The sequence below is a fragment of the Jeotgalibacillus terrae genome (assembly GCF_016908195.1).
GTDB lineage: Bacteria > Bacillota > Bacilli > Bacillales > Jeotgalibacillaceae > Jeotgalibacillus > Jeotgalibacillus terrae.
Window position 1 is genome coordinate 1 of the sequence record NZ_JAFBDK010000004.1, and the last position, 23,645, is coordinate 23,645.

The 23,645-nt window shown below is 41.2% G+C and carries 27 protein-coding genes, 1 tRNA gene and 1 other RNA gene; 20 read left to right on the forward strand and 9 right to left on the reverse strand.

Annotated features, from left to right (window positions below):
- Positions 1-432, forward strand: a 432-nt coding sequence (locus tag JOD21_RS04450; protein ID WP_204728475.1) for a DDE-type integrase/transposase/recombinase, incomplete at its 5' end; no start/stop codon positions are given.
- Between the two features lie 129 nt (positions 433-561).
- A complete protein-coding gene (locus JOD21_RS04455) occupies positions 562-996 on the forward strand; it encodes a CotO family spore coat protein (RefSeq protein WP_204728476.1) in 435 nt (144 codons plus the stop codon).
- Between the two features lie 117 nt (positions 997-1,113).
- On the opposite strand, the gene JOD21_RS04460 is transcribed toward JOD21_RS04455, so the two are convergent.
- A complete protein-coding gene (locus JOD21_RS04460) occupies positions 1,114-1,632 on the reverse strand; it encodes a CotY/CotZ family spore coat protein (protein ID WP_204728477.1) in 519 nt (172 codons plus the stop codon).
- Between the two features lie 147 nt (positions 1,633-1,779).
- Here JOD21_RS04460 and JOD21_RS04465 point away from each other — a divergent pair, with 147 nt between their 5' ends.
- The 7 genes from JOD21_RS04465 (at position 1,780) to JOD21_RS04495 (ending at position 4,922) form a co-directional block, all read left to right on the forward strand.
- Positions 1,780-2,205, forward strand: a complete 426-nt coding sequence (locus JOD21_RS04465) for a YhcN/YlaJ family sporulation lipoprotein (RefSeq protein ID WP_204728478.1) — start codon at positions 1,780-1,782, stop codon at positions 2,203-2,205.
- An 11-nt stretch (positions 2,206-2,216) separates the two neighbouring features.
- Positions 2,217-2,675 carry a stage V sporulation protein AC gene (spoVAC, locus tag JOD21_RS04470; protein WP_239581399.1) on the forward strand — a complete coding sequence of 153 codons (459 nt, stop codon included), beginning with the start codon at positions 2,217-2,219 and terminating at the stop codon, positions 2,673-2,675.
- Positions 2,676-3,689 carry a stage V sporulation protein AD gene (gene spoVAD / locus JOD21_RS04475; protein WP_204728480.1) on the forward strand — a complete coding sequence of 338 codons (1,014 nt, stop codon included), beginning with the start codon at positions 2,676-2,678 and terminating at the stop codon, positions 3,687-3,689.
- Position 3,690: 1 nt separating this feature from the next.
- Positions 3,691-4,047, forward strand: coding sequence for a stage V sporulation protein AE (spoVAE, locus tag JOD21_RS04480; RefSeq protein ID WP_204728481.1), 357 nt, complete (start codon positions 3,691-3,693; stop codon positions 4,045-4,047).
- 63 nt (positions 4,048-4,110) lie between these two features.
- Positions 4,111-4,224, forward strand: coding sequence for a YjcZ family sporulation protein (locus JOD21_RS04485; RefSeq protein WP_084218635.1), 114 nt, complete (start codon positions 4,111-4,113; stop codon positions 4,222-4,224).
- Positions 4,225-4,282: 58 nt separating this feature from the next.
- On the forward strand, positions 4,283-4,537 hold the full coding sequence (locus JOD21_RS04490) for a stage VI sporulation protein F (protein WP_204728482.1): 255 nt from the start codon (positions 4,283-4,285) through the stop codon (positions 4,535-4,537).
- A gap of 94 nt (positions 4,538-4,631) precedes the next feature.
- The gene (locus JOD21_RS04495) at positions 4,632-4,922 is read left to right on the forward strand and encodes a hypothetical protein (RefSeq protein ID WP_204728483.1); all 291 of its coding nucleotides are present in this window, start codon (positions 4,632-4,634) and stop codon (positions 4,920-4,922) included.
- A gap of 42 nt (positions 4,923-4,964) precedes the next feature.
- On the opposite strand, the gene JOD21_RS04500 is transcribed toward JOD21_RS04495, so the two are convergent.
- The 3 genes from JOD21_RS04500 to JOD21_RS04510 all read right to left on the reverse strand — a co-directional run bounded on the left by JOD21_RS04500 (position 4,965) and on the right by JOD21_RS04510 (position 6,722).
- Positions 4,965-5,387 (reverse strand): GNAT family N-acetyltransferase, encoded by a 423-nt coding sequence (locus JOD21_RS04500; protein ID WP_204728484.1) that lies wholly within the window; start codon positions 5,385-5,387, stop codon positions 4,965-4,967.
- Positions 5,387-5,902 carry a YjcG family protein gene (locus JOD21_RS04505; protein WP_204728485.1) on the reverse strand — a complete coding sequence of 172 codons (516 nt, stop codon included), beginning with the start codon at positions 5,900-5,902 and terminating at the stop codon, positions 5,387-5,389. The genes JOD21_RS04500 and JOD21_RS04505 overlap by 1 nt, the downstream gene beginning before the upstream one ends.
- An 85-nt stretch (positions 5,903-5,987) precedes the next feature.
- Positions 5,988-6,722: an alpha/beta hydrolase gene (locus JOD21_RS04510; RefSeq protein ID WP_204728486.1), complete on the reverse strand. Its 735-nt coding sequence runs from the start codon at positions 6,720-6,722 to the stop codon at positions 5,988-5,990.
- Between the two features lie 185 nt (positions 6,723-6,907).
- On the opposite strand from JOD21_RS04510, the gene JOD21_RS04515 reads away from it, so the two are divergent.
- From JOD21_RS04515 to JOD21_RS04530, 4 genes are all read left to right on the forward strand, one after another.
- A complete protein-coding gene (locus tag JOD21_RS04515) occupies positions 6,908-7,453 on the forward strand; it encodes a phosphatidylglycerophosphatase A family protein (RefSeq protein WP_204728487.1) in 546 nt (181 codons plus the stop codon).
- Positions 7,454-7,668: 215 nt separating this feature from the next.
- Positions 7,669-8,646, forward strand: coding sequence for a TAXI family TRAP transporter solute-binding subunit (locus tag JOD21_RS04520; protein WP_204728488.1), 978 nt, complete (start codon positions 7,669-7,671; stop codon positions 8,644-8,646).
- A gap of 79 nt (positions 8,647-8,725) precedes the next feature.
- Positions 8,726-9,247, forward strand: coding sequence for a DUF1850 domain-containing protein (locus JOD21_RS04525; protein ID WP_204728489.1), 522 nt, complete (start codon positions 8,726-8,728; stop codon positions 9,245-9,247).
- Positions 9,240-11,228, forward strand: coding sequence for a TRAP transporter permease (locus JOD21_RS04530; protein WP_204728490.1), 1,989 nt, complete (start codon positions 9,240-9,242; stop codon positions 11,226-11,228). Before JOD21_RS04525 ends, JOD21_RS04530 begins: the two co-directional genes overlap by 8 nt.
- A 237-nt stretch (positions 11,229-11,465) precedes the next feature.
- On the opposite strand, the gene JOD21_RS04535 is transcribed toward JOD21_RS04530, so the two are convergent.
- Positions 11,466-11,538: transfer RNA gene (locus JOD21_RS04535), tRNA-Val, on the reverse strand.
- Positions 11,539-11,642: 104 nt separating this feature from the next.
- Between JOD21_RS04535 and JOD21_RS04540 the strand changes: the two genes are divergently transcribed.
- On the forward strand, positions 11,643-12,755 hold the full coding sequence (locus JOD21_RS04540) for an NAD(P)/FAD-dependent oxidoreductase (RefSeq protein ID WP_204728491.1): 1,113 nt from the start codon (positions 11,643-11,645) through the stop codon (positions 12,753-12,755).
- Positions 12,756-12,794: 39 nt separating this feature from the next.
- Here the strand turns inward: JOD21_RS04540 and JOD21_RS04545 are convergent, their stop codons facing one another.
- A complete protein-coding gene (locus tag JOD21_RS04545) occupies positions 12,795-14,057 on the reverse strand; it encodes an ATP-binding protein (protein ID WP_204728492.1) in 1,263 nt (420 codons plus the stop codon).
- A gap of 95 nt (positions 14,058-14,152) precedes the next feature.
- Between JOD21_RS04545 and ssrS the strand changes: the two genes are divergently transcribed.
- Positions 14,153-14,345, forward strand: a non-coding RNA gene (ssrS, locus tag JOD21_RS04550) — 6S RNA.
- Between the two features lie 40 nt (positions 14,346-14,385).
- On the opposite strand, the gene kynA is transcribed toward ssrS, so the two are convergent.
- Positions 14,386-15,204: a tryptophan 2,3-dioxygenase gene (gene kynA / locus JOD21_RS04555; RefSeq protein WP_380269075.1), complete on the reverse strand. Its 819-nt coding sequence runs from the start codon at positions 15,202-15,204 to the stop codon at positions 14,386-14,388.
- A gap of 193 nt (positions 15,205-15,397) precedes the next feature.
- On the opposite strand from kynA, the gene JOD21_RS04560 reads away from it, so the two are divergent.
- Positions 15,398-17,218: a sensor domain-containing phosphodiesterase gene (locus JOD21_RS04560; RefSeq protein ID WP_204728494.1), complete on the forward strand. Its 1,821-nt coding sequence runs from the start codon at positions 15,398-15,400 to the stop codon at positions 17,216-17,218.
- A 296-nt stretch (positions 17,219-17,514) separates the two neighbouring features.
- Here the strand turns inward: JOD21_RS04560 and aldA are convergent, their stop codons facing one another.
- Both aldA and JOD21_RS04570 read right to left on the reverse strand, forming a co-directional pair.
- Entirely contained in the window at positions 17,515-18,960 is a 1,446-nt protein-coding gene (gene aldA / locus JOD21_RS04565) for an aldehyde dehydrogenase (protein WP_204728495.1), read from the reverse strand.
- A gap of 69 nt (positions 18,961-19,029) precedes the next feature.
- Positions 19,030-19,467: an SACOL1771 family peroxiredoxin gene (locus tag JOD21_RS04570; RefSeq protein ID WP_204728496.1), complete on the reverse strand. Its 438-nt coding sequence runs from the start codon at positions 19,465-19,467 to the stop codon at positions 19,030-19,032.
- A 112-nt stretch (positions 19,468-19,579) separates the two neighbouring features.
- On the opposite strand from JOD21_RS04570, the gene JOD21_RS04575 reads away from it, so the two are divergent.
- From JOD21_RS04575 to JOD21_RS04590, 4 genes are all read left to right on the forward strand, one after another.
- A complete protein-coding gene (locus tag JOD21_RS04575) occupies positions 19,580-20,260 on the forward strand; it encodes a response regulator transcription factor (RefSeq protein ID WP_338032869.1) in 681 nt (226 codons plus the stop codon).
- On the forward strand, positions 20,257-21,609 hold the full coding sequence (locus tag JOD21_RS04580) for a sensor histidine kinase (RefSeq protein ID WP_204728497.1): 1,353 nt from the start codon (positions 20,257-20,259) through the stop codon (positions 21,607-21,609). Before JOD21_RS04575 ends, JOD21_RS04580 begins: the two co-directional genes overlap by 4 nt.
- Before the next feature lie 62 nt (positions 21,610-21,671).
- Entirely contained in the window at positions 21,672-22,388 is a 717-nt protein-coding gene (locus JOD21_RS04585) for a PepSY domain-containing protein (RefSeq protein WP_204728498.1), read from the forward strand.
- Between the two features lie 201 nt (positions 22,389-22,589).
- Positions 22,590-23,639: a M42 family metallopeptidase gene (locus JOD21_RS04590; protein ID WP_204728499.1), complete on the forward strand. Its 1,050-nt coding sequence runs from the start codon at positions 22,590-22,592 to the stop codon at positions 23,637-23,639.
- Positions 23,640-23,645: the final 6 nt, after the last annotated feature.

The following is a 23,645-nucleotide window of genomic DNA, read 5'->3' on the forward strand; positions in this document are numbered from 1 at the left end:
AACAAGGCTTATTTGAGTGTGATCAAGGACCTGTACGACGGATCTGCCGTAGCCTATAAGATCGGTCACTTCAACAACAACGCCTTGGTGATGGACACGCTGAAGGCAGCCATCGAAGCGAACCCGGACGCGGCTCCCCTACTCCATAGCGACCGTGGATCACAGTATACATCGAAAGAATATCGCTACATCACGACAGAGGCAGGGATCACGCGTAGTATGTCCCGCGTCGGGAAGTGTATCGACAACGCGCCGATAGAGAGCTTCTTCGGTCACTTCAAATGTGAAAGCTATGAATTGAAACAGTACAAGAGCTATGAAGAATTGGTCGATGACATCGATCAATATATACGATTTTATAACGAGGGACGATATCAAGAGAAATTAAACAACCTGGCACCGATAGAGTATCGATACCAGGCTGTAGCGTAGATCTAACCTTTTTTCTTTTTTACTGTCTACTTGACAGGGCGCAGTTCACATTCTGACCGGTCTTTTCTTTTGAATACATCGAAACCGGCTTGCATATACTTCACTACCACCACTAAAGGGAGTGAGGACTTGCACAAAAAGGGGCGTCCGCTTCTTTATGTCAACCAGCCTGAGTTTCCGGAAATTAAACCCGTCATGCAGCATTATTATCAGGCACCTATTACAAAAGAAAAAGCGCCTGTTAAAAAACCAAAAGTTCCACCGCTTGGATATATTGAGGAATCTGAAAAAGAGCTGTCTCCTGAAGAACCAGGCAAAGAACAGACTTTTTCTTTCAGAGAGCTAAAGCCTTTTAAGAAAATGACCCTTCCTGAAAAGATTGATTATCTGGGAGCTTTTGAAGGGCGCAGAGCACCCTTTCAATGCCGGTTTGTCAAAGAAGATGGAAGCGAAGTGCACGGAATTATCACTTCAAAAAACAAACATGACCTGTCAATTAAAACGTTAAAAGGAGAAGATCTTCAGCTTGAAAGAAATGAAGTTCTAGATATTCAAATTTATTAAGAAGCAATAAAAAGAAAGGAAATGAGCCTGCTGTAGCAGGTCCATTTCCTTTTTTATTTTTCCTGCAACATATGAGGCAGGATGATATTAGAAGAAAGATCAGGGAGACTCCCCGTGTTAGTCACAAATGCCGAGATAAACGTCTTTAATACATTGTACAGCGCAGAAGCAGCTTAAGTCGACAGTGATGCAGCTGTCAGTTGAATCGAAGTCAGTCACTTTACATAATTTGCCCAGGTTAATTTTTGTTCCGCAATCATTCAGCAGATCAACTTCTTTACCATGGTGATCTCTTGGCTCAAGTACACGAAGTGTTGCACAGCATCCGTCAAAGATCGTTTCAACTCTGAAAAATACTGAGATACAATCGTGGTCTTTTAAATCTGTGTCTTTGTAAAAAGCATGGAAAGGTGAACCATCTTTAGACTTCAGAGTGAACACCCGAGTGTCTGCACGGCGTCTTCTTGACGGTGCAGTCAAGTCACCAAGCGGCTCTAAAAAGCAATTCGTTAAACATGGCTGACAGTCTACGTCTACCGCATTGTCCTGAATATCTTTTATTGCCCGGACAACTTCACAAACGCAGTTACGGTCATTACCTACGCCACCAACTTCATTATTTCGGCCACAACCCATTTTTTCTCCTCCTTTTTCTGGATTCTATATACTTTATTCAATATAGAAAACGGAAGATTGGTCATTTGCCGTGGTTTTAAAAATTAGGCATAAAATGTTTTCTCTCAGACAGACTATAACTATTCACAACAGCGAAGAGGCGATCGAATGAAAAAGATGATGCTAATAGCAATCAGCATCCTGTACCTTACAGGATGCGCAGCATTTGAACAAACTGGACCGGTCCATGTGAAAATACATGATGGTGAGAACGGAACGGTCAAAGAAGTGGCACAGCGTATAGAAGATACGAAAGAGCTCTATGATTCAGTCGTTGTGGCTGCAGATTCCACACTTGTTGTCAGTTACAAAGTAAAACATATGAATAGATTTCAGATGAAGTCGATTGAAAAAAAAATGAAACGCTGGCTTACTGAGAAATATCCTGAAAAAGAAATTGTACTGTCAAGCGATTATAAAATTTTTATGGAATTATATGCGTTTTCAGATAAATGGAATACAGGGGAATTGAATGAACAGGAAGCGATGAAAGAGATCGAAAAAATTATTAAGCTTAAAAAAGAAATGACATAAGGAGGTATATGATGGCAGATCATTGGATTACCCAATCAAAAGCAGCTGCTGATGCCCACGAACTGAAAAGACCGGTCTTAAAAAATTGTATAAAGGCTTTTCTCGTTGGGGGTATCATTTGTACGATCGGACAACTGGTTACACTTCTGCTTATGCTGTATTTTCCATTTACAGAACAGACAGCAGGTAATCCGACTGTTGCGATTATGGTGTTCTTCTCTATGCTGTTAACTGGTTTTGGACTTTATCATAAGCTTGGTCAGTTTGCAGGAGCGGGAAGTGCTGTTCCTGTTACCGGATTTGGAAACGCAGTTGTCAGTGCAGCAATCGAACACAGAAGTGAAGGACTGGTGCTTGGCGTAGGAGGAAACATTTTTAAATTAGCCGGGTCAGTCATCGTATTTGGCGTGATCTCTGCCTTTATTATTGCACTGATTAAAACAGTGCTGTTTCAATTGGGAGTGATTTAGATGAAGACGTGGCATTTTCCATCGCTGCCATCTATCATTTCCGCTTCTGTGGCAGCCGGACCATTTGAAAAGAAGAGTCCATATGCTGATCATTTTGATACATTTTTTGAAGATTTATATATGGAAGAAAAAAGTTTTGAAAAGGCGCAGAGGAAACTGCTTGAAACATCCGTGCAGGGAACACTCCAAAAAGCCGGTATGAGCGGTCAGCAGGTAGATTGTATGATCGCCGGGGATCTGATCAATCAGATTACACCTTCGAATATTGCAGCCAGAACGCTTGGCATTCCTTACTTAGGTGTTTTCAGTGCGTGTGCAAGTTCAATGGAAGGGCTTGCGCTTGCAGGAGCGCTTGTTCATGGAGGTTACTCAGAAGCAATGTTAACCGGGGTATCAAGTCACAACGCAGCAACTGAAAAGCAATTCAGATATCCGACAGAATACGGCGGACAGAAACCGCCGACAGCGCAATGGACAGTTACTGCAGCAGGAAGTGTGCTGGTAACAGGGAACACAGTTGATGCGTTAGCTCACATAGAAAAAGCGACAATTGGAAGAGTACAGGATATAAACGTGACTGATCCTTTCAATATGGGGGCTGCTATGTCACTGGCTGCTGCTGATACAATCGAGCGTCATTTTATCCAAAGCGGGGAGTCTGCCCGTGACTATGATCTGATTATTACCGGGGATCTTGCAGAAATCGGACATGCTGCAGTGAAAGATATTTTAAATAAAAAACAGATTCATCTGTCGGCGGACCAGTTTCTGGATTGTGGAAAGATGATTTACCAGGGTCTAGACGAAGTACAGGCAGGCGGCAGCGGACCCGCGTGTTCTGCAGCGATGGTGTACGGATATTTTCTAAAGCTGTTAAAAGAAGGCGTGGTGAACAGAGTGCTCGTCATAGCAACAGGGGCATTACTATCTCCTCTGACTTTCCAGCAAAAAGAAACCATCCCGTGTATTGCTCACGCTGTATCATTGATTAAACCGCAGAAAGTGGGTGGTTAACATGGTACCAATGTTTTTCTGGGCGTTTATTGTCGGCGGTCTGATCTGTGTGATCGGCCAGCTGATGATGGATGTTTTAAAAATGACGCCCGCACACACGCTCAGTACACTGGTCGTCAGCGGTGCAGTCCTTGAAGCTTTCGGCCTTTATGAACCACTTATCGATTTTGCCGGTGCAGGTGCAACTGTACCGATTACATCATTTGGTAATGCCCTGCTTCACGGCGCGATGCAGGAAGCAGAAAAGCATGGTGTAATCGGTGTCATGACCGGTATGTTTGAAGTGACCAGCTCAGGTATTTCAGCAGCCATTATTTTTGGATTTATCGGCGCTTTGATATTTAAGCCGAAAGCCTGAATCTGCTGCCCAATCTTTCTCTTTCCCTCTTACATAGAATATAAAAAGTCAGGGGGTGAAGGTATGTACGGCAACTGTGGATATGGTTCTTACGGCGGGTACAATGGCGGCTCGACATTTGTGCTGATTGTTGTGCTTTTTATTCTGTTAATTATTGTAGGCGCGAGCTTCATTTAAGCACGAAAGCCACTCCCGGTGAGGAGTGGCTTTTGACGATCAAAGGGAGGGATCATGAATGAATGATGCTTTTTTCAAAAAAGTAGAAAATAAAACAGGGGTAAAAATGGAGGAGCTGTTTGCACTGGCCAATGCCTTTCAGCATGCTGATCTGAATGATGAACAAACTTTGAAAAAACTTGTCAGACAGGTTGCCCAGGCAGCAGGTAAGCCGGTTACAAAAGAAATGGAAGAAAAAATTACAAAAGCTGTATCCTCTAAAGGGGAAAAAATTGATTATCAGACACTTTCCAATATGATAAATAAAAAATAACCCCCATAAAAATGAGGTTTTATTCATAAAGTATAGTAGAAGGTTTAAAACTTTGTAAAAAGGTAATAATAAAATAAATTCGGAGGTGAGAAGAATGGGCTATATCGCACCAGTCAATCAACTGCAGTATCAGCAGTATGCCGAAAGAGTAACGATGAAGGATTACGATCCGTACTACTTAACGCCTGTTCAAAGAGTTAATCCATTACGCAGATCTGACAGGGATTTTGAAGAAGAACTTGAACAGGAAATGGATAAGCGTGAAAAAAAACGTGAAAGTGAATTCAAAAGCGGTGATGCGCCAATCTTTCACATCCAGACAATACCACCACATCTAATTCCGAAAGTAACCGGAAAAGGCCAGAACTTTAATGCATCAATTTGATAAAAAACAGCTGCGACCTATGCCGCAGCTGTTTTTACGTGATTAAATTTCTTTTAACATTTTATAATGTGGAATCCCGGCATCCATGAACTCATCAGAAATGACATGATAACCCAGCTTTTCATAAAAACCAAGCGCATGTGTTTGAGCATTCAGTACAAGAGCAGGCAAGCCCTCGTTTTTTGCGAATTGTTCAATTTCATTCATTAGAAGAACGCCTGCATTCTGACCGCGCAGTGATTTCATGACGCACACACGCTCAACTTTCCCTTTTCCTTCCACAATTCTGAAACGGCCTGCTCCAGCAGGCTGATCATTATGATAAAGGACAAAATGAACAGCTGATGAATCAAATTCATCGAGTTCCAATTCTTCAGGAACTTTTTGTTCACCTACAAAAACTTCTTTTCTAATATGATATGCATCCTGCAGTTCCTGTTCTGACTGTACGTGCTTTACCTGCATCAGCTGACTCCGCCTAACCGGTAAGTTTCATACACAGTCCATGATCCGTTTTCAAGCTGATACAGCAGGTGAAATCTGTCTACCGTTTCCTCGTGATCAACGCCTGCCATCCGAAGAGAGCCATATACATCAGAATGTTCATCATCAGAGAGTTTTTGGGCGACCGTAATGTGCGGAACAAAAGAATATGGAGACTCATCGCCAAACTCTACACTCTGCAGTGACTGATACAGGTTCGTTAATTCAGGTACTGAATCAACCTTCATATAAATCACATTATTGACCGGTTGAAATGAGCTGATTTTGTAAGCCCGTAAAGTAAAAGGTTCAGCATTCTTTGCCACATCATTTAATTTCTTGGCGATTTTATTGATTTCCTCATCTGTTGCTTCAAAAGGTTCTTTCAGTGTCAGGTGAGGTGGAATTAATGAATAATGTGGATCATACCGTTTTCTGTACGAGTTAGCAAGATCCTGTAATTTTTTCGAAGGGAATACTGCGATACCAAACTTCATGTTTTGTCAGCCTCCTCTATTCACATCATAAATAAATCTTTTTCTCATACAATTATATCAAACAACGGTACTCAATTTGCCTTTATTAATAAGAAGTTTTTTTAAACATTTTTTCCATGACACGTGCTAGATCAGGCTGCCAGTATTTCCAGGAATGTTCACCATCAAATTCGTCATAAAAAACACTGTATTGTTTTTCTTCCATGACCTCATGAAGTTCTCTGTTAGGATTCAGAAAATCTGCTTCTGAGCCATTTGTTGTTTTAACAGCTGTTTCTTTTTTACCGATTATATGATAGAAATTGATCAGCTGAACATCTTTAAATGATCTGGCGTTTTCAAGTACATCTTCATTGACAAGTGGAGACTGCATTATCACTCTGCCGAACGTATTTGGGTACTTCAGTGCTGTCTGGAAAGAAATGGTTCCGGCGAGTGAATCGCCAATTAATGCCCGGCCTATCCCGATATTATAAGTAGGATATTCATCATCTATAAAAGGCACCAGTTCTCTTGCGATAAATCTGATATAGGCCTCGTGCTGGCTGCCTCCCGGGTGATATTTGTCATATCTGTCTTTTACACTTTTATATGGAACGCCAACAAAGATAAGGTTTTCGATTTTTTCGTCTTCATTCAGCTGATCCAGGAGCCGCGGCACTCTGCCAAGCTGGAAATAATCTTTTCCATCCTGTGCGATCAGCACTGTATATTTATATAACGGTGAGTAGTTGTGAGGAAGGTATACGAGCAGATCCATCTCCTCCTGAAGTGCCTCACTGTAGATTTTATGTTCTTTTACTGTCCCTGTCTTAGCCATCAGAAATCCTCCCTGTTACAAAAAAAGTTTGAAGCGTTTACAAATAGATTGTATCATATCAGTCTATAGAGGTCTCAGATTCAGGATACTCTGTCTGCACTGCTAACCCGTTCAGGAAATCAACAACTGACTGTCAGGCGGAATGGCTGTGCTGTAAATTATATAAAACAAAAGGAGATTTTTTTATGACCCATGAGAGAGTTCATTCACACGACGTCACTCAGGCTGCCTATCAGGTATTGCGTGAGAGGGGCGTAACGATAAATGATATAGCCGAAATTGTTCTTGAAATGCAGGGACCTTACAATGAAAAGTTAAAGTTTGAAGAATGTGTTGAAAGTGTAGAAAAAGTACTGCTGAAAAGAGAAATGCAACATGCTATTTTAGTAGGAGTTGAGCTTGACCGGCTGGCAGAGCAGAAAAAACTGTCTGAGCCCTTGCAGACACTCGTTGAAACAGATGAGGGACTGTTTGGTGTAGATGAAACAATCGCACTCGGCGCATCTTTGGGGTACGGCAGTATTGCAGTGACAACGTTCGGCCATTTAGATAAAAATAAGATAGGTATCATTGAAAAACTTGATACGAAAAGAGGCGGTGGTATTCATACCTTCCTTGATGACATGGTAGCAGCAATCGCAGCGAATGCTTCTTCACGGCTTGCCCACCGTTTGAGAGATATTGAAGAGAATCTGCCGAAAAGTGAACGCAGAATTATCGAGGACGAATAGTATTCAAATTTTATACAAAACCCTCCATCATTCACCAAAAAATATTACAAAGTATGTAAAAACGTAAAATAAACAGATAACGTTTACATGATTGATTTATCAACATTTGTTGAAAAAGAAAGTTGTGTTAAATGATTTAAGTTTGACACAAATGTAATATTGCGTGATAAAATAGTATACGCAGTTATGCAATTTTATAAGGAGGGGGAACTACTTTGAAAAACAAAAAGTTTAATTTAAGCATGATTCTGCTGATTGCAGTATCAATGATTCTTGCTGCCTGCGGCGGAGATGATAGCGGCAGTGGGGATTCAGAAGGAGGTTCAGGTTCAGACCAGCCTGAATTTATTAATATCGCAACCGGCGGTACTGGCGGTACATATTATCCGCTTGGTGGAACATTTGCACAGCTGATTGAAGACGAAACAGGTATTACAACAACTGCAAATACTTCAAATGCATCTGCTGAAAATATGGCGATGATCGACAATGAAGAAGCTGAGATTGCATTCGTTCAGACGGATATCGCTTCTTACGCTGTTGAAGGATCACAAATGTTTGATGCACCAATCGAAACAATTCAGGGCCTTGCAACACTTTATCCTGAAACGATTCAAATCGTAACAAGTGCTGAATCAGGAATTGAATCAGTTGAAGATCTTGCAGGAAAGACAGTTTCTGTAGGTGAGTCGGGTTCAGGTACACGTTTGAATGCTGAACAGATTCTTGAAGTACACGGTATGTCATTTGATGATATGGACGTTCAGAACCTTTCATTTGACGATTCAACTACTGGTATTCAGGACGGCTCGATCGATGCAGCATTCATCACTGGCGGAACACCGACTGGTGCTGTAGAAGGTCTTGCTGCACAAGTTGATGTTGTGATTGTACCAATCGCAGCTGATATGGCTCAGGCTCTAATGGATGAATACCCATTCTATTCTGAAGATGAAGTTGCTTCAGGCACATATGGTCTTGAAGAAGCAGTTCCAACTGTAGCTGTTCAAGCTATGCTTGCTGTATCTTCTGAGCTTTCAGAGGATGTTGTATACGATATTACAAAAGCAATTTTTGAAAACACTGACTCAATCACTCACCCTAAAGGTGAATTCATTACAGTAGATTCTGCTCTTGATGGTATTGGTATTGATGTGCACCCTGGTGCGCAGCGTTATTATGACGAGCAGTAATTAAGAGCTAAATGATTAAAATGAGGCAAACAGGTCCGATTAGGGCCTGTTTGCCCATTCTTATGGAGTTGTCAAAGAAATGCAGAAGAAAAAAATCATTCCGTTACTGGTGATTCTTATTGCAGGAGTATTTTTTGCTGCTGTATTTCTGCCAACAAGAAAGGCGATTACTTTTTACCATCAGCAAACAGGAGAACTGCTCAGTTATATCCCCGTTACAAATCAAAATGATTTTCAATTAAGTTACACACATTCAATTCATCGATCCGAAGTAATTGACTACTATGAAATAACAAAAGAAAATGAAATCCGGCAGGTAGCACTTGAGTTCGAAGATACAGCAATCGGTATGCCCTCAAATGCTTTGTATGAAGGCGAGGAATTTGTTGAAGAGAACGGGAAGTACAGAATTGAAAACATGAACCGGCTATTTCCCGAAATTAATCTGCATACAAGTCAGGTGGTAGTCAGTCATGTTTTTCATTATGATGACCATGACTATGCCCTGCATGATTATATTGATACAGGAACTTTTATTACGATTTCAATTAAGAAGTTATCACTCGCAGAGTTATTGAGAGGAGTTGGTATGGATGACTGAGGAAAAAAATAAAGCTGAACTCGAGCATAAGGATGATGAACAGTTCGGTGAAAAAGAACAGAAGGACTTGCTTGCTAAGTATGATCCGGATGCGAGAACGAAACAGTATAAAGGCGTATTAAACTGGGTTGTCTTTCTCGGCCTGATTGCTTTTTCAGTGTTTCAAATCTATGCTGCAATCACACAATCTATTCCTAGACAAACGCTATTATCTATTCACTTAGGGTTTGCACTGACACTTGTATTTATACTGTTTCCTGTGACTAAAAAGAAAATCGGACATAACAAATTGACGTGGTACGACTCTATACTTGCTCTGTTATCTATTTGGGTGGGGGCGTACTATCCACTGAATGAAGACCGTATCGTAAATACAATCGGAACGATCTCGCCGATGGACTTCTGGACAGGCTTAATTGCCATTTTACTTGTACTTGAAGCGACGAGACGTGCAGTTGGTCTTCCGATTATGATTATTGCGGTTACATTCATGGCCTATGCTTATTTCGGACCTCAAATGCCAGGCTTCCTCCGTCACAGAGGATTGGATATGGAATCACTTGTTAATACGATGTTTATTTCTTCAGAAGGAATCTTTGGTACGCCGCTTTACGTATCAGCAACCTTTATCTTTCTGTTCCTGTTGTTTGGTTCATTTCTTGTTAAAACAGGTATTGGGCAGTATTTCAATGATCTCGCAGTCGCTTTTGCAGGAAAAGCAACTGGTGGTCCCGCAAAAGTAGCAATCTTCTCGAGTGCACTGCAGGGAACAATCAGCGGAAGTTCTGTTGCGAATGTTGTTACTTCAGGTTCATTCACGATTCCAATGATGAAAAGGCTTGGCTACCGCAGGGAATTTGCGGGGGGCGTAGAAGCAGCCGCTTCTACAGGAGGCCAGCTGATGCCGCCGATTATGGGTGCTGCTGCCTTTCTAATGGTTGAATTTATCGGAGGGGTTACTTACTGGGAAATTGCAAAAGCTGCAACGATTCCTGCATTGCTATATTTCTCTGGTATTTGGATTATTACACATTTCGAAGCAAAAAGAATTGGTCTTACCGGCCTTCCGGATTCAGAAATACCAAAAAAATCTACTGTACTTAAAAAGATTTATTTATTAACACCAATCTTTGCTGTAATTTTCCTGCTTCTTGATGGTAACTCTATTATCAGAGCAGCACTTTACTCAATAGTGATTACCATTTTGGTAAGTATGATTCGCAAAGACACACGCATAAACGTAAGAAAGTTTTTCGACGGTCTGGCAGATGGTGCAAGAACAGCACTTTCAGTCGCTGTTGCCACTGCCTGTGCCGGTATTATTGTAGGGGTGGTTACCCGTACAGGTCTTGGGTTAAAACTTGCTAATGGGCTAGTTGAACTGTCAGGCGGTATTTTACTTCTTACATTATTCTTTACGATGTTTGCCGCCATTGTTCTCGGTATGGGTTCACCGACTACCGCTAACTACGTTATTACTGCAACAATTGCTGCTCCGGCGCTGATCTTATTAGATGTACCGCCGCTCGCAGCACACTTATTCGTATTCTATTTCGGAATTGTAGCTGATATTACACCGCCTGTAGCACTGGCTGCCTTTGCTGCCGCAGGGGTCTCAGGGGGAGAACCGATACGAACCGGGGTTAATGCCGCTAAACTTGCAATTGGGGCATTTATCATCCCATATATGTTCGTTCTCTCTCCGCAACTGCTGCTAATTGATACAAATGCTGTAGAAATTACGCTCTCAGTTATTACGGCACTTGCCGGAATGACGGCGATTGGAGCTGCGGTGATCGGATACTGGTATAGACCGGTTCATCCAATTGAACGTATTCTTGCTCTAATAGCAGGTCTGATGCTGATCTATCCTGAAGGTATCACTGACATTACCGGTGCAGGACTGTTTGTAGCACTTCTTATTTTGCAGTTTGTCTGGAAGCGAAAAGATAAAAATCAATTAAAAACTGCACAGGCTTAGTAAAAAGCATTCCATTTTTCGGATGACCCATCCGAAAATGGAATGCTTTTTTATATGTCTGTGTTACAGGCCATGGTTGTTTTAGCACAGCTGGTGATTGCAGCTGAAGGGGGACAACTCCAGCAGGCTCAAAGCACGCCTTTCGGAAATCGTTCCCACTGAAGCGGAAATCAACGCCACCTTTAACAGTACTAAATAAAAAACGCCTGATCCTTAAAGGACAGACGTTAAAACGTATGATTCCGACTGGTCTCGAACCAGCGACCTCCACCCTGTCAAGGTGGCGCTCTCCCAACTGAGCTACGGAATCATGATATGTATCAGACAAATATCATTATACCTTTTAGACAATTGACCGTCAATGCGTTATTGTTCAATAGAGATATGAATTAACCTGATAAACGGAGTGTGTGTATGAAGAAAATAGTGATCATCGGTGGGGGAATAGCAGGTGCATCAGCCGCTTATTATCTTTCCGGGAAGAATTGTCATGTGACACTGGTTGACAGGCAAGACTTTGGACAGGCTACCGGTGCAGCAGCGGGTATTATTTGCCCATGGCTTTCACAGCGACGTAATAAAAAATGGTATTTTCTTGTGAAAGAGGGGGCTGCTTATTATCCGGAATTGATCCGTGCACTGAAAGAAGATGGAGAAGAGGATACAGGGTATAAAATAACGGGCGGCATTGCATTACACCGCGAAGAAGAGAAACGAAATAAAATGTATGAACGCGCATTGAAAAAAAGAGAGGACGCCCCTGAGATGGGAGATGTGACATCTATTAATGCTGAACAGGTAAATCAGCTGTTTCCTTATCTGACAGAAGACTTTTATGGGCTTCATGTATCTGGAGCAGCAAGAGTTGACGGCCGGAAATTAAGACAGGCACTGATTAATGGGCTCAAAAAAAATGGAGGAAGGCTTCTGACTGGTGAAGCAGAGCTGATCACTGAAGCAGGAGAGGTTTCAGGCGTAAGGGCAGCCGGAGAAAAACTTCAGGCCGAAAGTGTGGTAGTGGCAGCGGGTGCCTGGGCACCTGCAATCTTTGAAAAGCAGGGTGTCGATATTGATGTCAGTTATCAAAAGGCTCAAATTGTTCACCTTGGTATAGAGAATGAATCAAAACATTTACCGGTTGTCATGCCTCCTGGAGATCAGTATCTGCTTTCATTTGATGATCACAGGATCGTTGCAGGTACAACACATGAAAATGACAGACCGATGGATGATCAGGTTACGATGGGCGGACTTAATGAAATTTTTCAAAAAACCATCAGTATTGCATCCGATCTTGAATCAGCTGCGTTTCTTGAAGCAAGAGTGGGGTATAGACCTTTTACACCGGGATTTTTACCTGTCGCCGGACCATTTCCTGAGATGAAAGGCGTCTTTTTTATCAATGGGCTCGGTTCATCCGGATTGACCTCAGGACCGTTCATCGGCAGAGAAGTAGCGAAAATGGCTATCAATGAACCTTCTCTGATTAACCCGGAGGACTATCCTGTTAAAAATATTATCAGATAAATGTAAAAGCAGGGAGTCCGGACTCCCTGCTTTTTCTGTCTATTTTCTATGGACAGGGAGTGTAATCTCAAACCTCGTTCCCTGATTTTTACTGCTGAAAACTTTTATTGAGCCGCCGATCGCTTTAATAATACTGTAGGAAACCATCAGACCTAGGCCTGTCCCTTTTTCTTTTGTAGAAAAATAAGGTTCGCCAAGCCGGTTAACTTCTTCTTCCGTCATGCCATACCCTTCATCCTCAACGACAATGGTACAGCCCCTCAGCTGCTCGGAGAGGGTGATCGTAAGCGTTCCACCTTCAGACATTGCTTCAATTCCATTTTTAAAAATATTAATCAGGCATTGCTGAAACTGTTTTCTCTCTGCTTTTAACATCGCTTCATCATGCAGATGGTTTTTAACAGAGATTTGGACGTTATTCATATTTGCCAGCGGCTGGAGTACTTTCACTGAATGGGTTATCTCATCATTAATATGGAGGACTGTGTGCTGTTCTGTAGCAGGCTTTGCAAAGGTAAGATAATCGTTAATAATATCAGTGGCGTGATCAATTTCCCTGATTGCTGTATCAAGATAGTATTGCTGGCTTTGATCATCCTTGCTGTCCTGCAGAGCCATTTGAATAAAGCCTCTGCTGACTGTCAGCGGGTTCCTGACTTCATGGGATATACTAGCTGCAAGGTGGCTGACAACAGACATTTTCTCAGCTCTGATCAGATCATTTAAAATGAGAAAGTTCGTCCTGATTATTTCCCACAGGATCAGTGCAATCACCAGGCCTGTTATATTTATAATGGTAAAGGTTATCCACACATCAATCGGCATAAGTACATCAAAAATAAAGTAAGATAACGCCAGATTACAAATGACCAGGAAAGATACTAATAAAGTTCCAATCATGATTTTCCCCGGTATATGCGAACGGTGGAACCTCTTCATAAAAATGAAATACAAAACCCATATCAATAATAGTGTTATGGTAGATATCAACACGCCATCCCCGCCAAGGAACGCTCTGCTGATTAATGCTACAATTGTGAGGAAGATCCCCATAGGATAGCCGCCGTATAAAGTTCCTAAAACAATCGGAACTGCACGGAGGTCCCACAGAAAACCTTCATTGATCGTAAAAGGGAAAGAGAGGCACAGTAAAATTGAAATCGCAGGGAAAATAGCAGCGAGTCTGCCTTCTTTATTTTGAAGACGGTTACGGTAAGAATAAAAATATACGATTTGTATAAATAATAAAGGCAGAATCATTAATAAAAAATTGACAAGTAAATCTTTTGTTAAAACGTCCATTTATCAAACCTCAAATTAGTAGTCAGTACGTATCATAATAACACAGTTTAGAACGTTTTGATTGAAATTCCGGAGGCATTGCGATATGATTTTTACTCAGGCTGCGTTGTGCGTATGTTCTAAGTAAGTTTTAACCTTTGATCTGTTAACGGGAGTTTTAAATAAAAGCCGGATTGTCATGCCTCATCAGCGTATGAGGACGCACATGAACGCTTTTGCGAACACCCACTTTGAGGAGTGGTGGTTTAAAAACTTTCTTAATAAAACTACGGCAATTGCGGCTTAAAAAAACCGGGGATATCCCCGGTTTTTTTATATGGATTATTCTTTATAGTTCAGTCCGTAAATCCCATAGTTCAGGAAAGAAATACGAATCAAGGACGCTTTTTAAGTAGTTGACACCCGAAGAGCCGCCAGTCCCTTTTTTAAATCCGATAATTCTTTCAACTGTTTTCATATGCCGGAATCGCCATTGCTGATGCCAGTCTTCAAGGTCCACCAGTTTTTCAGCCAGCTGATACAGTGTCCAGTATGTCTGACTGTCTTTATATACTTCGCTCCAAGCCGCTTTAACTTCTGTGTTTTTTTGATACGGTTTAGAAAAATCTCTATCAAGTACTTCATCAGGTATATCAAACCCTGCTTCAGCAAGTTTTTCAATCGCAATGTCATATAATCCTTTAGCATGGTAGGCTTTTTCAAGTACATCGAATACTTCCTGATCCTGCTTGTAGATCTTGAGGATATGTGGGATTTTGTAGCCAAGTGAAAACTCAATCAATCTGTACTGATATGATTGAAAGCCGGAAGCCTTTCCAAGTGAATCACGAAACTCAATATACTCAGAAGGCGTCATTGTAGCAAGTACATCCCAGGCTTTAATAATCTGTTCCTGAATTTTGGATACACGGGCCAATTGTTTAAAAGCAGGCTCGAACTGATTTTCTTTGAGGGACTGACACGCTGCCTGTATTTCATGAATAATTAATTTCATCCACAGCTCGCTTACCTGGTGAATGACGATAAAAAGCATTTCATCATGATGTCCTGATAATCTGTTTTGTGATGAGAGAAGGCTGTCTAAAGATAGATAATCTGCATATGTCATTTCATCTTTAAAATCTGTATACACTTTTTGATCACTCATTTTCCCACGCCCTTTAAGTAGTTTCATTCATCTAACATTTTAACAAAATTCTTTTTGTACAATATGAAATATTCAAAAATAATTACGTTCTTATGTATTTCTGTGGTAAAATCGATCTATTGGATAAGAAAAAATTAGGTCTTTATCATTTAATTTACTCATTGCTGTCAAAATATTCAAAGAGGTGTCAGAATTGTTAAATAATGATCATGAACTTTTCAAAATTCAACAGCAGCGACTGTTCCAGCTTGCAAAAATAAAAAAAGTCTCTTCGAATGACCTGCAATATACAATCGAACAGCTTTGTGAAGCCATGTCTGAAATGATTCAGTGTGAGCGGGTAAGTGTATGGACATTTGATCAGGAACGCCCTGCATTAACCGCGCTGAATATTTACCATAAGGGACAGCACTCAAATGGTGAAGTACTACATAAAGAGCAATTCCCTCATTATTTTAATCTGCTTCAGGGAAACAGGGTCTTATCGATTCCTGACGTATCAACTGATCAGCGGGTAAAAGAACTATATCCTCATTATTTTGAAGCTTCAGGTCATATTAGATCAATGATAGATGCGCCGATTGTGATGGCCAGTGGAGTGATAGGAGTCATCTGCTGTGAAACATCAGAAAAGATTGACTGGGGGAAGCTGGAGGAATCACTGGCTGGCACATTTGCAGATCTGATCGCGTTTATTTTTGACCGGATCCAAAAGCAGGAGCTCGAAGAAAAGCTGGAGTTCTTAGCCTACTACGACCAATTAACTTTTCTGCCAAACCTCAATATGTTTTATAAAGAAGCAGACCGCCGCTTAAAGGAATCTTCGCATCCGTCTGTCTGTTATATTGAAATCGATCAATTTACACAAATGGTTGATGCGATCGGGTATGATTCAGGAGATGCAATTGTAAAAGCTATTGCAGAACGTTTCCTGCAAATATTGAAGCCGGGAGAATTTCTCGCTCAGGCTGATCAGTTTCATTTTGTGCTTTTCACCAGTCATACACAGGTTGAAAACAGAATTGCAGAACTTCAGGTTTCTTTGGCTGAACCGTTTAAAGTTAACGGGTTCGATGTGGCTGCTTCTTTCAGCTTCGGGATCAGCATGAATGACCATTCTATTAAAGAACTTCTGCAAACTGCTCAGATCGCTTTAAATAAAGGGAAAGAACATTCATCAAGAAACAGCTTAACGTATTTTTCAGAAGAGATGAAAGAGTCGAGCCGTGATTATTTCGAAATTGAGATGAATCTTAGAAAAGGGTTGATTGAAAATCAATTCACGTTGTATTTTCAGCCACAGATATCAGGACCAGATGCAAGGATAGATGGCTTTGAAGCGCTTGTGAGGTGGAATCATCCTGAAATTGGACTAGTAAGGCCGGATATTTTTATTCCGTTAGCAGAATCAACAGGTTTTATTGTTCCGCTAGGAGAATGGATTATGCATGAATCACTTAAAACACTCAGGAAGTTCCATGAGGCAGGCATGACTCATTTAGGCGTGTCAGTTAACATTTCTTCAAGGCAATTTATTCATGAACATTTTCCACAGATGATTTTTCAGGCACTTGAGCAGTATCAGCTATCACCTGATAAGCTATGTCTTGAGATAACAGAATCTGTGGCAATGGAGGAGAGTACAATTGTTCTTGAAAGACTTCATCTTTTTACAGAAAAAGGCGTTAAGTTATCAGTAGATGATTTTGGTACAGGCTTTTCAGCTTTCGTCTACCTGCAGGACTATCCGATAAACGAAATTAAAATTGACCGGGAGTTCATCAGACTGCTTACACAGAACAAAAAGAGTGAGGCGCTGGTAAAGACGATTATCGATCTTGCAGACAATCTGAGACTTTCAGTCATTGCTGAGGGAGTTGAAACACAGGACCAGCTGGTTTTACTACAAAGCCTGGGCTGCCAAAGGTTTCAGGGTTATCTCATAAGTAAACCTGTTCCGCCGGGAGATTTAACTCAATGGATAGAGAATTTCAGACCGGAACATATGATGTGAAAAGAAAAGGCATCAGCTGTCATTTAAGACAGCTGATGCCTTTTTTATAAGTATAATTGCTTAACATTATTAAATGCTTGTCAGGAAGAGCAGAAGGGCAGTGATGACTCCTGTCCCAGCGAAACCTGTAAGTATATCAGACTTTGTATATGAAACATTTTCTTCTCTCATGATGATCTCCTCCTATGATGTGGTTGTTTTGTTTGTGATATTAGTCCATTCCCGGATCACAAATGATTAAACAAAATCATGTTAAAAAGAAGAAAAAAGACCTGCATAAGCAGGTCTTTAGACGGTTATTCTGTCTTATATTGCATATAGGCTACGTGAGTCACAAGGAAATCATCAAGCCCGTGTTTCCCATCTGCTCCACCAAGTCCTGATTTGCGGACGCCGGCATGATACCCCTGTAACGCCTCAAAATTTTCTCGGTTAACAAAAGTCTCACCAAATTTTAAGCCGTTAATTACTCTCATTGTCTCATGGTAGTTTTCAGTATAAACAGAAGATGAAAGTCCAAATTCTGTGTCATTGCTCATTTCAATTGCCTCATCTAATGTTTTATAAGTCACAATCGGCAATACCGGTCCAAAGATTTCTTCTTTTATAATTGAAGAATTGTGCTTTACATTGCCAAGTACTGTCGGGGCATAGAAAAAGCCTTTTTCACGGTCAAGCGGCTTACCGCCTGTCAGAATTTCAGCACCTTCACTGACTGCTTTTTCAACCATCTCGTGTACAGTGTCAAGACGGTCTTTGCTGACCAGTGGTCCAAAATCCAGTCCGGTTTCATCATTCGGATTACCGGTTTCAGATTTTTCCATAGCTTCTGTCAGCTTTTTAGTAAAAACGTCTGCAACAGATTCATGTACATATACACGTTCAGCATTTGTACATGCCTGACCTGAGTTTGTCAGTCTTGAGGTAACAATATGCTTCACCGCAAGATCAAGGTCAGCATTCTCTGTAACAATCGCAGGTGCTTTTCCACCCAGTTCCAGATTTACTTTTGTAATGTTCTGAGCAGCAGCTTCCATCACTTTTGTACCAGCACCGACACTGCCTGTCATTGTAATGATGCCCACTTTCGGGTGAGAAGCCATTACATTACCAATTGTAGAACCGGTTCCTGTTACATAGTTATAGACGCCTTTTGGAATTTCATCCATTTCATCAACGAGCTTTGTGAATTCAGCAGCTGTATTCGGGGTCTGCTGACTCGGTTTTAAGACGATTGAACATCCGGCAATCAATGCTGTAGCAACTTTTCTTGCGAGAATAAATACTGGGAAGTTCCATGGTACGATGCCGGCAACAACGCCAATCGGCTTTTTATAAATAAATATGTTTTCATTTGGACGGTCACTTGGAAGGATTTCTCCTTCAATTCTTCGTGCCCATTCAGACATGTAATAAAAATAGTCAATTGCTGTATCAACTTCATCTGAAGCCTGATCCTGAGGCTTACCCTGTTCTTCAATCAGCAGCTTAATGAATGTTTCACGTTTTTCTTTAACCTTGTCGCCCAGCTTTCTGACAATCTGACCACGTTCATTAGAGGGAACTTTTTCCCACTGCTTTTGAGCTTCAAATGCAGCATCAATCGCTTTATTTACGTCTTCTTCAGTCCCTTTAGGTGTCTGTGAGATGACTTCTTCTGTAGCAGGATTAACTATGTCAATCCACTCATCACCAGTTGATTCTGTGTATTGCCCATTAATATAAAGTTTATGTTTAATCATAAGAAATCCTCCTAAGTATGGAATAGTGTATGTTTTCCACATTTAGCAGGATAGAAACATTTTGATGCTCTAAAGAGATTCAAACTTTTTTTCGAGCCGGATGTCAACGTTTCCTTTCAGTGCTCTTGAGATCATACAGCTCTCCTCTGACTGCTCCATATACCGCTCTATTTTCTTCTGATGACCTGCTTCAGATTTAACGTAAGGACGATGAATAATCGTTTTATAGGTAATGACGCCTTTGTCATTTACTTCAACAATACCCTCCGATTCAAGGGTCATTTCTGCAGGTGTGATTCCGGCACGCTCAAGCTTTGCTGCCAGTGTAATAATATAGCATGTTGCAGCAGCCCCGAGTAGCATTTCATCGGGATTCGTTCCAATGCCAGGGCCGTTCATCTCAGGCGGAATTGAAATATCAGTCTTCAGATTACCTGCCTCGATGTTACCCACGCTGTTTCGTCCGCCGGGCCAGTCAGCTTTTAAATGAAAAGAATGTTCAGCCATCTAATCTTCCTTTCTGAAAGTTGATTCATCAACATTGTAACATTGATGTTCAAAAAGGAAGCTGCAGAAAACCTGTGCTACAATATTTTAAAAAGACGCAGGAGAGATCATTGTGAAGAAAAAAATCCTGATTGTTGAAGATGAAGAAAAAATCGCGCGTGTGCTCGAGCTCGAACTTGGATTCGAAGGATATGAAACAGAGAAAGCTTTTTCAGGATATAGTGCACTTGAGAAATACAGGGGAGAAAGCTGGGATCTGATTTTACTTGATGTCATGCTGCCTGAAATGACCGGTATCGAACTGCTTCGCAGAATCCGTTCCTCTGATTCATCAACGCCTGTCATAATGCTGACAGCAAAAGATTCTGTAGAAGATAAAGTATCAGGCCTCGACCTTGGCGCTAATGATTACATCACAAAACCGTTTCAGATAGAAGAACTTCTTGCCAGAGTCCGTGCTGTGCTCAGGACAAAACGTTCAGAAGATACGCAGGTTTTAAAGGCAGGAGATCTGGAATTAAATGAACAAACGCGTGAAGTAAGAAGAGGCAGCTCAGAGATAGAGCTGACTCCAAGAGAATTCGATCTACTCGTCTATTTATTGAAAAACATGAAGCAGGTCTTAAATCGTGAACAGATTTTAAATGCAGTCTGGGGCTATGATTATTATGGTGATACGAATGTTGTGGATGTCTATATCAGGTATATCCGGAAGAAGATTGATCCGGACGGCGCAGCACCTCTCATCCATACGGTCAGGGGAGTTGGCTATGTATTGAAGGTGAATGAATGAAGCTGCAAAATAAAATTCACTTGTATACGTCAGGCGTCTTTGCGATCCTGCTTCTTTTGATCAGTATTGCGATCTACTTTACGTTCAGCAACCTGACCTATAGCAGTGAACTGAATTCAGCTGAAATGGATACTTCAAGTACTGCTGCGAGTATGATCAGCAGTGTAGGTGTGATCCCTGAAGAAGATCTTCTGCGGGCTTTTGGACCACTCGATGGTGCAGCATCCATAGTCACTCAAGATCAACGTTCTTTCGGAACTGTACTCTCACCCGGGCAGAATACACTGAGAAATATTGAAAGGAATTTTTACTCATCGGAGCATGCTGAAATCATTAAAGTGGATGAGGAAACCTTTACATTTGTGTCTATACCCATGATATGGACAGACGGTTCTGTCGTGAATCTGCAGGTTTATGAAAGTATAGAAACAGCTGTTTCAAACTTAGAAGTGCTGCGAAATACGCTTGCAGCAGTGATGATATTGGCGCTGATTCCTGTATTTATTTCCGGCAGGCTGCTGGGTAATGTCATTATGGGGCCAATCAGGTCTATGACCGGTACGATGAAGGATATACAAAGGAGCGGGGAGTTCAAGAGAATCCCACTTGAAGAAAAATCTAAAGATGAGTTATATCAGATGGGAGAAAGCTTCAACCATATGATGAGCCTTCTTGAATCAAACTATGAAAAGCAGGAACAATTTGTCGCAAATGCTTCTCATGAATTGAAAACACCACTGACTGTGATTGAAAGTTACGCTGAGTTAATCAAGCGCAGAGGAACAGATAATCCGGAAGTAGTGGACGAATCGGTTGAAGCCATTCATTCAGAAGCGATCAGAATGAGGGAGTTAACACAACAGCTTTTGCTTTTAGCAAAGCATGGGGAACAGTGGAAGCTCGAGCTTGAGCGGGTGAATATTACTTCTCTGGTTAAGGAGTCTGCTGAAGGCTTTAGAAATGCTTATGGCAGAGAGATAGCAGTTGAAGCAGAAGAAAACATAACAGCTAAAGCGGATGCGCAAAAACTCAAACAGCTGATTTATATTCTGATGGATAATGCGATAAAGTATAGTGAAAGTGCAATCAATGTTTCCGTTAAAGCGGATCGAGACCAGGGAGTCATTACTGTGAAGGATAATGGAATTGGTATACCTGAGAACGATTTACCTAAAGTATTCGACAGATTTTACCGCGTTGATAAAGCCAGAACGAGAAAGTCAGGCGGATACGGACTTGGCTTATCACTGGCACAGGAATTATCAGAAGTAATGGGCATGGATATCGATCTGCAAAGTGCAGAAGGAGTGGGAACGACAGCTTCGATCCGTTTCAATCTATATTCTTAATCTGTTTCTCATCAGTTTCTAATCTTCACAGGATATGATAGGTAAAAGTGGAGGTGAAGGCAGTGAAAAAGCAAAGGTTTATCTGGATGACCGGTGGTGCTCTACTTGCTGTCGTGTTAATCGTTTTAGTCCAGCAATTCATGACTTCCGGCACTCAGGCTGCGCCTATGACACAGGAAGAGGCGCTTCAATTAATAGATGAAAGGTATCCTGGTCATGCTGCAGAACTGATTGAAGAAGATGGAAATTTATTTGTCTTTAACCTGGAAAATGAAAGTGGACGATACTCATTGGAGATCGACCGTGAAAGTAACAGTGTCTCACACCTTGAAAATATTTCTATAAACGATTCTGTTGAAGCTCAGGAAACAGCTGAACTGACTGAAGAGGAAGCGCTTGAAGCTGCCAGAAAAAGCAGTGAGGGGAAGATTGTTTCAAGTGGCCTGTCAGAATCTGCTGATGGTAAACAATATGAGTTCGTGTTTGAGGAGGAATCCCGTATCGTTACAATCGCAGTAAATACTGAATCCGGTCAAGCTGAAATCATTGATGAAGAACAAAAAGAAACAGATATAGAAGAGCCGGCGAGAATTTTGACTGAAAAGGAAGCAATAGGTATTGCTCTTGAAGCTGTTTCGGGTGAAGTGGATGATATTGAACTCGAACAGACAGATGGCGTACCATATTTTATTGTTGAAATTGAAACTGAGGATAATGAAGCTTCAGTACAAATTAATGCGATTTCAGGTCAAGTGATGTCTACCTATTGGGATGATTAAAAAGAACAATAAAATATCTGGATCAATAAAGAGTGCCGGTTCATTCCGGAGGCTCGAACGTTCGTCCGCAGAAAGCGAAGGAATGACCCGGCACGGCTTATAAAATTCAACAACCTGACAAAACGGACGTAAGGTCCGTTTTGTCTTTCAGTGTGTGTATAGTAAACTGATACATAGATGAAAATTACAGGAGGTTTATATATGCAGGTGAATACAAGAGAAACAATGAATTTATTAAAGGAACTTGTATCAATTCCAAGTCCTTCAGGGAACACATTTGAAATCATTACATATATCAAAAACTGGTTGGCTGAAAGAGACATTCCATCAAGAGTAACGAATAAAGGTGGACTAATTGTAACTTTTCAGGGTGAGAATCATCAGCAACATCGTGTGTTAACTGCTCATGTTGATACACTTGGGGCAATGGTGAAAGAGATAAAGCCGGACGGCAGATTAAAAATGTCGATGATCGGCGGCTTCAGATGGAATGCTGCAGAAGGTGAATATTGTACGGTTGAAACAGCAGAAGGGAAAAAGTACACCGGCACAATCCTGCTGCATCAGGCATCTGTTCACACCTATAAGAATGCCGGGACACTTGAGCGCAGCAACGACAATATGGAAGTCAGGCTTGATGAAGTCATTCAGTCAAAAGAAGATGCAGAAGCACTTGGCATCTCAGTAGGGGATTTCATTTCTTTTGATCCACGTCCTCAAATCACAGAAAGTGGATTTTTTAAATCACGCCATATTGATGATAAAGCGAGTGTGGCAATGCTGATGAAAGCAGCAGAACTGCTTAAAGCTGAAGATGTTTCACTTCCCTATACCACCCACTTTATTATTGCAAATAACGAAGAAATCGGTTTTGGGGGGAATTCAAATATTCCTGTTGAAACAAAAGAGTACATTGCTGTTGATATGGGAGCACTCGGGGATGGTCAGAGTTCTGACGAATTTACAGTATCCATCTGTGCAAAAGACAGTTCAGGTCCCTATCACTACGGCCTGAGAAAACATTTAGTACAGCTTGCTAAGGATCATGGAATTGACTATAAAGTGGATATTTACAATTATTATGGTTCCGATGCGTCAGCTGCTGTCAGAGCGGGAGCGGATATCAAGCACGGATTAATTGGAGCAGGTGTTGACGCTTCTCATGCCAATGAACGTACACACGAGAAATCCCTATACCATACTGAAACGCTCATTCTTCATTATCTTACGTCTTCATTAAGCAATGATTGAACAAAT

Excerpts from the sequence above, each read along its gene's own strand:
- JOD21_RS04530 (WP_204728490.1), top strand. The coding sequence starts at position 9,240 with ATGACTGAGGAAAAAAATAAAGCTGAACTCGAGCATAAGGATGATGAA.
- JOD21_RS04510 (WP_204728486.1), bottom strand. The coding sequence starts at position 6,722 with ATGGCTAAGACAGGGACAGTAAAAGAACATAAAATCTACAGTGAGGCA.
- JOD21_RS04590 (WP_204728499.1), top strand. The coding sequence starts at position 22,590 with ATGCAGGTGAATACAAGAGAAACAATGAATTTATTAAAGGAACTTGTA.
- JOD21_RS04570 (WP_204728496.1), bottom strand. The coding sequence starts at position 19,467 with ATGGCTGAACATTCTTTTCATTTAAAAGCTGACTGGCCCGGCGGACGA.
- JOD21_RS04500 (WP_204728484.1), bottom strand. The coding sequence starts at position 5,387 with ATGCAGGTAAAGCACGTACAGTCAGAACAGGAACTGCAGGATGCATAT.
- JOD21_RS04580 (WP_204728497.1), top strand. The coding sequence starts at position 20,257 with ATGAAGCTGCAAAATAAAATTCACTTGTATACGTCAGGCGTCTTTGCG.
- spoVAE (WP_204728481.1), top strand. The coding sequence starts at position 3,691 with ATGGTACCAATGTTTTTCTGGGCGTTTATTGTCGGCGGTCTGATCTGT.
- JOD21_RS04525 (WP_204728489.1), top strand. The coding sequence starts at position 8,726 with ATGCAGAAGAAAAAAATCATTCCGTTACTGGTGATTCTTATTGCAGGA.
- JOD21_RS04540 (WP_204728491.1), top strand. The coding sequence starts at position 11,643 with ATGAAGAAAATAGTGATCATCGGTGGGGGAATAGCAGGTGCATCAGCC.
- JOD21_RS04545 (WP_204728492.1), bottom strand. The coding sequence starts at position 14,057 with ATGGACGTTTTAACAAAAGATTTACTTGTCAATTTTTTATTAATGATT.
- JOD21_RS04460 (WP_204728477.1), bottom strand. The coding sequence starts at position 1,632 with ATGGGTTGTGGCCGAAATAATGAAGTTGGTGGCGTAGGTAATGACCGT.
- spoVAC (WP_239581399.1), top strand. The coding sequence starts at position 2,217 with ATGGCAGATCATTGGATTACCCAATCAAAAGCAGCTGCTGATGCCCAC.
- JOD21_RS04490 (WP_204728482.1), top strand. The coding sequence starts at position 4,283 with ATGAATGATGCTTTTTTCAAAAAAGTAGAAAATAAAACAGGGGTAAAA.
- spoVAD (WP_204728480.1), top strand. The coding sequence starts at position 2,676 with ATGAAGACGTGGCATTTTCCATCGCTGCCATCTATCATTTCCGCTTCT.
- kynA (WP_380269075.1), bottom strand. The coding sequence starts at position 15,204 with ATGAGTGATCAAAAAGTGTATACAGATTTTAAAGATGAAATGACATAT.
- JOD21_RS04465 (WP_204728478.1), top strand. The coding sequence starts at position 1,780 with ATGAAAAAGATGATGCTAATAGCAATCAGCATCCTGTACCTTACAGGA.
- JOD21_RS04485 (WP_084218635.1), top strand. The coding sequence starts at position 4,111 with ATGTACGGCAACTGTGGATATGGTTCTTACGGCGGGTACAATGGCGGC.
- JOD21_RS04505 (WP_204728485.1), bottom strand. The coding sequence starts at position 5,902 with ATGAAGTTTGGTATCGCAGTATTCCCTTCGAAAAAATTACAGGATCTT.
- JOD21_RS04495 (WP_204728483.1), top strand. The coding sequence starts at position 4,632 with ATGGGCTATATCGCACCAGTCAATCAACTGCAGTATCAGCAGTATGCC.
- aldA (WP_204728495.1), bottom strand. The coding sequence starts at position 18,960 with ATGATTAAACATAAACTTTATATTAATGGGCAATACACAGAATCAACT.
- JOD21_RS04515 (WP_204728487.1), top strand. The coding sequence starts at position 6,908 with ATGACCCATGAGAGAGTTCATTCACACGACGTCACTCAGGCTGCCTAT.